General features: G+C 73.1%; 10 protein-coding genes. All 10 read right to left on the bottom strand.

Annotation, left to right across the window (positions count from 1 at the left end; genetic code table 11):
* Positions 1-447 precede the first annotated feature (447 nt).
* The gene (tyrS, locus tag D1825_RS02610) at positions 448-1,710 is read right to left on the bottom strand and encodes a tyrosine--tRNA ligase (protein ID WP_118765928.1); all 1,263 of its coding nucleotides are present in this window, start codon (positions 1,708-1,710) and stop codon (positions 448-450) included.
* A gap of 54 nt (positions 1,711-1,764) precedes the next feature.
* Positions 1,765-2,472 (bottom strand): DNA-3-methyladenine glycosylase, encoded by a 708-nt coding sequence (locus tag D1825_RS02605; RefSeq protein WP_118765927.1) that lies wholly within the window; start codon positions 2,470-2,472, stop codon positions 1,765-1,767.
* A 4-nt stretch (positions 2,473-2,476) separates the two neighbouring features.
* Positions 2,477-3,085 carry a uridine kinase family protein gene (locus tag D1825_RS02600; protein WP_118765926.1) on the bottom strand — a complete coding sequence of 203 codons (609 nt, stop codon included), beginning with the start codon at positions 3,083-3,085 and terminating at the stop codon, positions 2,477-2,479.
* A gap of 11 nt (positions 3,086-3,096) precedes the next feature.
* The gene (gene argH / locus D1825_RS02595; RefSeq protein WP_118765925.1) at positions 3,097-4,551 is read right to left on the bottom strand and encodes an argininosuccinate lyase; all 1,455 of its coding nucleotides are present in this window, start codon (positions 4,549-4,551) and stop codon (positions 3,097-3,099) included.
* A complete protein-coding gene (locus D1825_RS02590) occupies positions 4,544-5,782 on the bottom strand; it encodes an argininosuccinate synthase (RefSeq protein ID WP_118765924.1) in 1,239 nt (412 codons plus the stop codon). The genes argH and D1825_RS02590 overlap by 8 nt, the downstream gene beginning before the upstream one ends.
* A 33-nt stretch (positions 5,783-5,815) precedes the next feature.
* Positions 5,816-6,343 carry an arginine repressor gene (locus D1825_RS02585; RefSeq protein ID WP_118765923.1) on the bottom strand — a complete coding sequence of 176 codons (528 nt, stop codon included), beginning with the start codon at positions 6,341-6,343 and terminating at the stop codon, positions 5,816-5,818.
* Positions 6,340-7,272, bottom strand: a complete 933-nt coding sequence (gene argF / locus D1825_RS02580) for an ornithine carbamoyltransferase (RefSeq protein ID WP_118765922.1) — start codon at positions 7,270-7,272, stop codon at positions 6,340-6,342. The genes D1825_RS02585 and argF overlap by 4 nt, the downstream gene beginning before the upstream one ends.
* Complete coding sequence (locus D1825_RS02575) at positions 7,269-8,546, bottom strand: acetylornithine transaminase (RefSeq protein WP_118765921.1); 1,278 nt, start codon at positions 8,544-8,546, stop codon at positions 7,269-7,271. The genes argF and D1825_RS02575 overlap by 4 nt, the downstream gene beginning before the upstream one ends.
* Positions 8,543-9,517: an acetylglutamate kinase gene (gene argB / locus D1825_RS02570; RefSeq protein WP_118765920.1), complete on the bottom strand. Its 975-nt coding sequence runs from the start codon at positions 9,515-9,517 to the stop codon at positions 8,543-8,545. Before argB ends, D1825_RS02575 begins: the two co-directional genes overlap by 4 nt.
* The coding region (locus D1825_RS02565) for a bifunctional ornithine acetyltransferase/N-acetylglutamate synthase (RefSeq protein ID WP_118765919.1) at positions 9,514-10,457 on the bottom strand (944 nt) is incomplete at its 5' end. The genes D1825_RS02565 and argB, both read right to left, overlap by 4 nt.

Genomic DNA, 10,457 nt, shown 5'->3' with positions numbered 1-10,457 from the left:
CAGTCTCAACCAAGACCCGCACGATGGCGGGCCATATGGCATCGACTACTTGGCACACTGTTGAGTTCTCAAGGAACAGACGCTCTTTCGTCCAGACCCGCAGGTCCTTCTCGAGAGGCTTTCCGTTTTCCCAGCCTACCAGATTGTTTTCTCTGGTTTACCGGGCGCTTCCAGCGAATCGTTTTGCGCGATTCCCTTTCGGCTTTCACTACTCTAGCGGGCTTTTCCAGCTCCCCAGACCATCCGGTCTGTGACGCTCATTGCCCTGACCCGTCCGGTTCCGAGGCGCACGAAGCTCCTGGATCGCGTTCGGGGGCGGCCGCCTGCGGGACCAGCCACCGGGGTTCGATCCTCGGTGTCCGTTCCTCCCTGCCGGGCGACCTCGAGAACATTACGCGGGGAGGCCCGGCCTGGCAAATCCCCAGGCGGTGACGCCGGTCACCACGGTCAGGCGCCGGTGTCGACCACCCCGAGGGTGCGCTTGCCGCGGCGGATGACCGCCCAACGGCCGTGCAGCAGGTCCTCGCTGCGCAGGACCGCGTCGTCGCCGGCGACCCGCACGTTGTTGATCGACGCGCCGCCCTCCTTCACCGCTCGCCGAGCCTCCGACTTGCTCGCGACCAGCCCCGCGGAGGCGAACAGGTCGACCACGAGGTCGCCGACCGCTCCGGAGGCGGTGGGCAGCTCGGCGACGGCAGCGCCCAGGGTCGCGGGGTCAAGCTCCTCGAGGGAGCCGCGGCCGAACAACGCCTGGCTCGCGGCGACCACCGCGTCGGCGGCGGCCACCCCGTGCACGAGCGACGTGACGTCGTGCGCGAGCGCGCGCTGCGCCTCGCGAGCGGCAGGACGCTCGGCGACCGCCGCCTCGAGGGCGGCGATCTCCTCGCGGCTCCGGAAGGTGAACACCTTGAGGTAGCGCACCACGTCGGCGTCGTCGGCGTTGAGCCAGAACTGGAAGAACGCGTACGGCGTCGTCATCTCGGGGTCGAGCCACACCGTGCCCGACTCGGTCTTGCCGAACTTCGTACCGTCGGCCTTGGTGATCAGCGGTGTCGTCAGTGCGTGCGCCGCGACGCCCTCGGCCTTGCGGATGAGCTCGACGCCCGAGAGCAGGTTGCCCCACTGGTCCGAGCCGCCGGTCTGCAGGGTGATCCCGTGCCGGCGGTGCAGCTCGAGGAAGTCCATGCCCTGCAGGATCTGGTAGCTGAACTCGGTGAAGCTGATGCCCGCCTCGCTGTTGAGGCGGCGGGCCACGGTGTCCTTGGCGAGCATCGTGCCCAGGCGGTAGTGCTTGCCCACGTCGCGCAGGAAGTCGATGGCCGACATCGGCGCGGTCCAGTCGAGGTTGTTGACCATCGTCGCCGCGTTCTCGCCGTCGAAGCGCAGCAGCGGTGCGATCTGGTCGTGGATCCGCGTGACCCAGCCCGCGACGACCTCGGGCGAGTTGAGCGTCCGCTCCCCCGCCATCTTCGGGTCGCCGATCAGCCCGGTCGCCCCACCGACGAGGGCGAAGGGGCGGTGGCAGGCGTCCTGCAGCCGGCGCACGGTCAGGATCTGGACCAGGTTGCCGATGTGCAGGCTCGGGGCAGTCGGGTCGAAACCGCAGTACAGGTTGACGGTGCCGTCGGACAGCGCGGTGCGCAGGGCGTCAAGGTCGGTGGTCTGCGCGATCAGGCCGCGCCACTCGAGCTCGTCGAGGATGTGGTTCACGGGTGTCTCCAGAAGAAAGGGGCGTGGGCGTGGGGCACGGCCGACGTCGTCGCCTCAGGGGGCGTCTACCGACGTCGGCGGCGGATACGCCGGCCGGTACGCGGACACGGTGCGCTCGTTGGTCAGCCAGTAGCGCCACGGGAAGCGGTTGCCCTCGCCACCCGCCCCCGAGACCCCGACGCGGGGACCGCTCGCGTGGGCGGGCTGCACGGCGGTCTCGTGCCGGTGCAGCACCACGGTGCCGCCGGCCTCGGTGACGTCGGCGCCGTTGGAGTCGCGGTCGAGCCCGAGGCAGACGGCCAACCGGGCCGGGCCGCGCGCGAGCTGGCGCTCGGAGTCGACGACCCCGACCCGCTCGCGGCGCGCCCAGGCGAGCGCCGAGCCCTCGACGATCTCGCCGGCGCGAAGCAGCACGGCCGCGGCGCTGCCCGTCGGCTCGGCGACGATGTTGAGGCAGTGGTGCAGACCGAGGTGTCGGTAGACGTAGAGCCGGCCGGGCTCGGCGAACATGACCGCGTTGCGCGCGGTGCGACCGCGGAAGGCGTGCGAGCCCGGGTCTGCGTCGCCGCCGTAGGCCTCGACCTCGGTGATGCGGACGGTCACGTCCCCCTCGGGCGAGCGTGCCGTGAGGTAGGTGCCGAGCAGGTCACGGGCGACGAGGTGGACGTCGCGGGCGTACCAGACGCGTGCGGGGACCTGGACGAAGGCCGCCGGCTCGGCTGCGTCCGGCGGTCGCGGGACGTCCCCTGGCCAGGTGCTCACCCGCTCATCCTGCCGCACCGGGCACCCCCGGCGCGTCAGGGTCCACGAGCGCCGGGCCGTGGACGACCCGCCCCAGGGCGTCGAGGCGCACGTCGGCCCGCTCGCGGGTGCTCTCCCGGGCGTAGTGCGCCCTCTCGTCGCGCATCCACTGCTCCCAGTGCGCCCGCGCGTCGTCGCCGTCGCGCGCGAGCCCGCGAACCAGCCGCAGGTCGTCGGGCGCCTCGACCCACACGCGCACCGCGGCGAGCGGGTCGACGAGGCGCCGCCCCGAGCCGCAGCCTTCGATCACGAGCACGCGCGGGACCGGCACGTCGACCCATTCCGCGAATGCTCCGAGACCCCAGTCGTAGCGCTGGTAGCGCCCGGGCAGGCCGCGGCGCAGGGGCTCGAGCACCTGAGCCGACAGCCGCGGCCAGAGCGATCCGTCGAGCCCGGACCAGCCCTCGTACAGGTCGTCGAGGTGGAGGACGAGCGCCCCGGCGGACTCGGCGAGCGAGGCCGCGAAGGTCGTCTTGCCGGAGCCGGCAGGCCCGTCGACGACGACGAGCCGCACCGGGCCGAGCCGTGCCGGGACAGCCAGGGCTGCCGCGGCGACGGCGTCGGCGACGGTCATCGGGGGGGCGGTCAGGACGCCCAGCCGCGCAGCTCGGCCACGCGGGCCTTGGCGCGCACCAGCTGCTCGGCGACGCGCACGGGCGCGGTCCCGCCGTGCGCGGACCGCGACGCGAGCGAGCCCTCGACCGACAGCACCGAGCGCACGGCCGGCGTCAGGTGCGGCGAGATGGCCGCGAGCTCGTCGTCGGACAGCTCCCACAGCTCGATCGCCGGCTCGTGCTCCTCGCACGCCCGCACGCACGAGCCCGCGACCTCGTGGGCCACGCGGAACGGCACGCCCTCGCGGACGAGCCACTCGGCGATGTCCGTCGCGAGCGAGAAGCCCTGCGGTGCGAGCGACGCGAGCCGCTCGTAGTCGAAGGTCAGCGTCGCGACCATGCCCGCGAACGCGGGGAGCAGGATCGTGAGCTGGTCGACCTGGTCGAAGACCGGCTCCTTGTCCTCCTGTAGGTCGCGGTTGTACGCGAGCGGGAGGCCCTTGAGCGTCGTGAGCAGGCCGGTCAGATCGCCGACGAGGCGTCCCGCCTTGCCGCGCGCGAGCTCGGCGATGTCCGGGTTCTTCTTCTGCGGCATGATGCTCGACCCCGTGGAGTAGGAGTCGTGCAGGCGCACGAAGCCGAACTCCTTGGTCGCCCAGAGGATGACCTCCTCGGCGAGCCGCGAGAGGTCGACCGCGAGCATCGCCGCGACGAACGCGAACTCCGCGACGACGTCCCGCGAGGCCGTGCCGTCGATCGAGTTCTCGACCGGACCGTCGAAGCCGAGCTCGGCGGCCACGGCAGCCGGGTCGAGGCCCAGCGACGAGCCCGCGAGGGCTCCCGAGCCGTACGGCGACACCGCCGCGCGGCGGTCCCAGTCGACCCAGCGCTCGACGTCGCGCAGCAGCGGCCACGCGTGGGCGAGCAGGTGGTGCGCGAGCAGCACGGGCTGGGCGTGCTGCAGGTGCGTGCGGCCGGGCATCGGCGCGTCGCCCGCGGCATCGGCCTGCGCGACGAGCGCGTCGACGACGTCCAGCACGGCCTGGGCCAGCGCGCGCGCCTCGCGGCGCAGGTACATGCGCACGAGCGTGGCGATCTGGTCGTTGCGCGAGCGGCCGGCGCGCAGCTTGCCGCCGAGCTCGGCACCGGCGCGGTCGATCAGCCCGCGCTCGAGCGCGGTGTGCACGTCCTCGTCCTCGAGCACCGGCAGGAAGTCGCCGGCCGCCACGTCGGTGCGCAGCCGCTCGAGCGCGTCGACCATGCCCGTGAGCTCGTCGGCCGAGAGCAGACCCGCGGCGCTCAGGACGCGCGCGTGGGCGACCGACCCCGAGATGTCGAGGTCGGCGAGCCGCCAGTCGAAGTGCGTCGACTGCGACAGCGCCTGCAGCGCGGCCGAGGGGCCGCCGGCGAACCGGCCGCCCCACAGCGAGACGTTCCCGGCCGGCTGCACGGGACCCGTGCCCGCCGGCGAGAGCTCGTCAGGCATCGATGCCGCCCGACGTGCCGAGATCCACGCCGTTGCCGAAGCGGACGTCGCGCGCGGCGGCCAGCTTGGAGGACAGGCCGTAGATCTCGATGAAGCCGCGGGCCGCGGCCTGGTCGAACGTGTCGCCGGTGTCGTACGTCGCCAGGTTGAAGTCGTAGAGCGACGCGTCCGAGCGGCGGCCGGTGACCGTCGCGCGACCGCCGTGCAGGACGAGCCGGACGTCGCCGGAGACGTAGCGCTGCGTGTCGTCGATGAACACGTCGAGCGACTTCTTCAGCGGGCTGAACCACTGGCCGTCGTAGACGAGCTCCGACCAGCGCTGCTCGGCGTTGCGCTTGAAGCGGGCCTGCTCGCGCTCGATCGTGACGTTCTCGAGCTCCTGGTGCGCGGCAATGAGCGCGATCGCGCCCGGGGCCTCGTAGACCTCGCGGCTCTTGATGCCGACGAGGCGGTCCTCGACGATGTCGATGCGGCCGACGCCCTGGGCGCCCGCGCGGCGGTTCATCTCCTGGATCGCCTGCAGCGGCGTGACGGGCACGCCGTCGAGCGCGACGGGCACACCCTGCTCGAAGGTGATGACGACCTCGTCGGCGACCGGCGGGAACGTCGGGTCGTCGGTGTAGGTGTAGACGTCCTTCGTCGGGCCGTTCCAGATGTCCTCGAGGAAGCCGGTCTCGACCGCGCGGCCCCACACGTTCTGGTCGATCGAGAACGGGTTGTGCTTGGTGGTCTCGATCGGGAGCTTGTGCTTCTCGGCGAACTCGATCGCCTTGTCACGCGTCAGGGCCAGGTCGCGGACCGGCGCGAGGCACGTCAGGTCGGGCGCGAGCGACGTGATGCCGACCTCGAAGCGGACCTGGTCGTTGCCCTTGCCGGTGCAGCCGTGCGCGACGGTCGTGGCGCCGAACTGGCGGGCCGCGCGCACCAGGTGCTTGACGATGACGGGGCGCGAGATGGCCGAGACGAGCGGGTAGCGGTCGAGGTACAGCCCGTTGGCGCGCAGCGCGGGCATGCAGTACTCGGACGCGAACTCGTCGCGCGCGTCGGCGACGTACGCCTCGACCGCGCCGCAGTCGAGCGCGCGCCGGCGGATGACCTCGAGGTCCTCGCCGCCCTGGCCGACGTCGACGGCGACCGCGATCACCTCGGCACCGGTGGCCTCGGCGATCCAGCCGATGCCGACAGAGGTGTCCAGGCCGCCGGAGTAGGCGAGGACGACGCGCTCAGTCATGGTTCTTCCTTCTGTTCTGCGGGGTGATGGGGTTCAGTGTCGCGCGTCGGGACGCGCGTCGGAGGCAAGCGCCAGGAAGCGCGCCGCCAGGGCGGTACCTGCCTCGGGCCGGTCGTCGCGGGCGATCACCAGGACGGTGTCGTCGCCCGCGATCGTGCCCAGCACCGTGGGCAGCACGGAGTGGTCGATGGCGGAGGCGAAGAACTGCGCCGCGCCGGGCGGGGTCCGCAGCACGACGAGGTTGCCGGACGCCTCCGCGGTGAGCAGGAGCTCCTCGCACAGCCGCGCCAGGCGGGCCGCGAGCATCTCGGTGTCCGGCGGCGCGGCGCGGACCTCGCCCTCCGCGGGCACGGAGTAGACGAGACCACCCGCGGGCGTGCGGACCTTGACGGCGCGCAGCTCGACGAGGTCCCGCGAGAGGGTTGCCTGCGTGACGCTGACGCCCTCGGCCACGAGCAGGTCCGCGAGCTGCTGCTGAGAGGCCACCGCGCCGCGCGCGAGCAGCGCGCCGATGAGGGCGTGCCGCGCGGCCTTCGTCTGCGGGACGGTCGCGGTGCTCATGCCCGCTCCAGCAGCCAGGTCAGCAGCGCCTTCTGCGCGTGCAGGCGGAACTCCGCCTCGTCCCAGACGACCGACTGCGGGCCGTCGATGACGTCGGCGGTGATCTCCTTGCCGCGGTAGGCGGGCAGGCAGTGCAGGACGATGGCGTCGGGCTTGGCGAGCGCGAGCGCGGCGCCGTCCAGGCGGAACGGCACGAACGGCGTCTCGCGCGCGTCGGCCTGGTCCTCCTGGCCCATCGAGATCCACGTGTCGGTCGCGACGACGTCCCCGCCGGCCACGGCGGCGTCCCGGTCGTGCAGCACGCTCACCGAGCCCCCGGTCTCGGCCGCGATGCGCGCCGCATCGGCCAGGATGCCGGCGTCGGGCAGGTAGCCGTCCGGCGTGCCGATCCGCACGTGCATTCCTGCGGTCGCGCCGCCCAGCAGGTAGGAGTGCGCCATGTTGTTCGCGCCGTCGCCGACGTACGCGAGCACCTGGCCGGCCAGCCGACCGGTGCCGCCGCGGTGCAGCGCGACCGTGGCGAGGTCCGCGAGGACCTGGCACGGGTGGAAGTCGTCCGTCAGCGCGTTCACGACGGGCACGCCCGCGTGCTGCGCCATCTGCTGCAGGCGCTCCTGCGCGTGCGTCCGCCAGACGATCGCCGCGACCTGCCGGCCGAGGACGTGCGCCGTGTCCGGGATCGACTCGCGCGTACCGATCTGCGCGAGCTTCCCGTCGACGACGAGCGGGAACCCGCCGAGCTCGGCGATGCCCGTGCTGAACGAGACCTGCGTGCGCAGGGTCGGCTTGTCGAAGATGACCGCGACCGCGTGCGGGCCGGACAGCGGCGTGCGGATGTACCGGTCGGAGCGGAAGGCGAGCGCGAGCTCGAGGACGTCGCGCTGCTCGCTCGGCGACAGGTCGTCGTCGCGCAGGAAGTGCCGGGTCATGCGTCGGCCCCCAGGTCGTGCGGCAGGGCCGCGAGGAAGTCGACGAACGTGCCGGCCTGCTCGTCGGTCAGGACGAACGGCGGCGCGAGGCGGATGGTCGTCGGGCGGCACGGGTTGACGACGAAGCCGGCCTCGAGCGCTCGCGCGGCGATCTGCGGCGCGATGGCCGCGGTCAGCTCGATGCCGATGAGCAGGCCCTCGCCGCGCACCGTCTCGACCAGCGGGTGCCCGAGCTCGGCGATCCGGGTGCGCAGGCGCTCGCCCAGGCCGGTGACGTGCTCGAGGAGCCCGTCGCGCTCGATCACGCCGATCGTCGCGAGGGCGGCGGCCGACGCGACGGGGTTCCCGCCGAAGGTGGTGCCGTGCTGCCCGCGGCCGATGAGGGTGGCCACGGGGTCGCCGTACGCGATGAGCGCGCCGACGGGGAACCCGCCGCCGAGCCCCTTGGCCACGGTCACCGCGTCGGGCAGGACTCCCGCGCCGATGTGCGGCAGCTGGTGCGCGAACCACGTGCCGGTGCGGCCCATGCCGGTCTGCACCTCGTCGAGGATGAGCAGCGCGCCGTGCTCGCGGGTCAGCTCGCGCGCCCGCGCCAGGTAGCCCGGGGGCAGCGGCAGCACGCCGGCCTCGCCCTGGATCGGCTCGACGAAGAACGCCGCGACGGGCTCGCCGTCGAACGCGGCCTCGAGGGCCGCCGTGTCGCCGAACGGCACGAACTCCACGCCGCCGGGCAGCGGCTCGAAGGGCTCGCGGTACGCCGCCTTGTGGGTCAGCGCGAGCGCGCCCATCGACCGGCCGTGGAACGACCCCTCGAGCGCGAGGATCCGGGTGCGGCCGGTCCGGCGGGCGAGCTTGAACGCGGCCTCGTTCGCCTCGGTGCCCGAGTTCGTGAGGAACACGCGCGAGCCGGCCGGGGCGCCCGCGAGGCCGAGCAGGCGCTCGGCGAACGCGATCTGGGTGGGGCTCGCGAAGAAGTTCGAGATGTGGCCGAGCGTGCCGAGCTGCGCGCTGATCGCGGCGGTCAGCGTGGGGTGCGCGTGGCCGAGCGCGTTGACCGCGATCCCGCCGAGCAGGTCGAGGTAGCGCGTGCCGTCGGCGTCCCAGACGTACGAGCCCTCGCCGCGCACGAGCACGCGCTGCGGGGCGCCGAAGGTGTCCATCACGGCGTGGGTGTAGCGGTCGGTCCACTGGGCGACGGAGCCGTCGACGGTCGGCGCGAGGCCGCCGTCCACGGGTGCGGCCGCGCGGTGGCGACCGGTGCTGAGCTCGGTCATGCGGTCACCTCGGGGGTCGGCACCTTCGGGATCGGCGCGGTGAACGGTGCGTCTGCGGGCTCCTCATCGGGGAGCACCATCGTGCCGATGCCGTCCGAGGTGAAGACCTCGACGAGGATCGAGTGCGGCGCGCGGCCGTCGATGACGTGCGCACGGCCCACGCCGCCCTCGACGGCACGCCAGCAGGCCTCCATCTTGGGTCGCATGCCCGAGTCCAGGCCCGGCAGCACCTCGGCGAGCGCGCCGGCCCGCAGGCGGCGCACGAGCGAGGACTTGTCGGGCCAGCTGAGGTACAGGCCCTCGACGTCGGTGAGCACGATGAGCTTGCGGGCGCCGAGCGCGATGGCGAGCGCGGCCGCGGCGGTGTCGGCGTTGACGTTGAGCACCTGGGTCGGGTCGTCGATGTCGGGCGCGACCGTGCTGACCACGGGGATGCGGCCCGCGTCGAGCAGGTCCTGCACCGCGCCCGGGTTGACGTGCACGACGTCGCCGACGAGGCCGACGTCCACCTCCACACCGTCGACGACGGCCGTGCGGCGGCGCGCCTGGAACAGGCCGCCGTCCTCGCCGGACAGGCCGACGGCGTGCGGGCCGTGCGCGTTGAGCAGGCCGACGAGCTCGCGCGAGACCTGGCCCGTGAGCACCATGCGCACGACGTCCATCGCCTCGGGCGTGGTGACGCGCAGGCCGCCCCGGAACTCGGACTCGATCCCGAGCCGGTCGAGCATCGCGTTGATCTGCGGTCCTCCCCCGTGCACGACGACGGGGCGCAGGCCGACCTGGCGCAGGAACACCATGTCCTGCGCGAAGGCCCGCTTGAGGTCCTCGTCGACCATCGCGTTGCCGCCGTACTTGACCACGACGAGCGCGCCCGCGAACTTCTGCAGCCACGGCAGCGCCTGGATCAGCACCTCGGCCTTCTGGTCGGGGCGCAGGTCGGTCAGCGTGTTGAACACGAACTCGTCGCTCACGTGGAGTACTCGCTGTTCTCGGTGACGTAGGCGTGGGTGAGGTCGTTCGTCCAGACCGTGACCACCTCACCGCCCGCGTGCAGGTCGATGAGGACGTGGATCTCGCGGTTCGCGGCGAGGTCGACGCTCGAGCGGGGCTCGTGCGCGCCGCCGGCGCGGCAGACCATCACGCCGTTGATCGTCACGTCGAGCTCGGCCGGGTCGAAAGCGGCGACGCTCTCCGGGACGGTGCCGACCTGCGCGAGCACGCGGCCCCAGTTCGGGTCGTTGCCGAACATCGCGGCCTTGAACAGGTTCGAGCGCGTGACCGCGCGGGCCACGGCGAGGCCCGCAGCCTGCGTCTGCGCGCCCGCGACGGTGACCGCGATGTCGTGCGACGCGCCCTCGGCGTCGGCGACCAGCTGGCGCGCGAGGTCGGCCGCGACCGCCGTGACCGCGGCGGCGAACGCCTCGGGGTCGGGCGTTGCGCCGCTCGCGCCGCTGACGAGCAGCGTCACGGTGTCCGAGGTGGACATGCAGCCGTCGGAGTCGATGCGGTCGAACGACTGGCTCGTGGCGCTGCGCAGCGCCGCGTCGGCGGTCGCCGCGTCGACGACCGCGTCCGTGGTGATGACGCACAGCATCGTGGCCAACGCCGGGGCGAGCATGCCGGCACCCTTGGCCATGCCCCCGACCTTCCAGGTGCCCGTGTCGCCCTCGATGGTCAGCTCGGCCGTCTTCGGCACCGTGTCGGTCGTCATGATGGCGACCGCCGCGTCGTGCCCGCCCGTGGTGGACAGGGCCTCCGCGCCGACGTCGACGCCCGCCAGGAGGGTCCCGATCGGCAGCCGCTCACCGATCAGACCCGTCGAGCAGACCACGACGTCGCCCGCCGAGGCCCCCAGCACCCCGGCGACCTTCTCCGCGGTCCGGTGCACGTCGAGGAAGCCGTCCGGGCCCG

Source organism: Cellulomonas rhizosphaerae (genome assembly GCF_003470205.1).
Lineage (GTDB): Bacteria > Actinomycetota > Actinomycetes > Actinomycetales > Cellulomonadaceae > Cellulomonas > Cellulomonas rhizosphaerae.
This window is presented reverse-complemented; position numbering and strand designations above follow the sequence as displayed.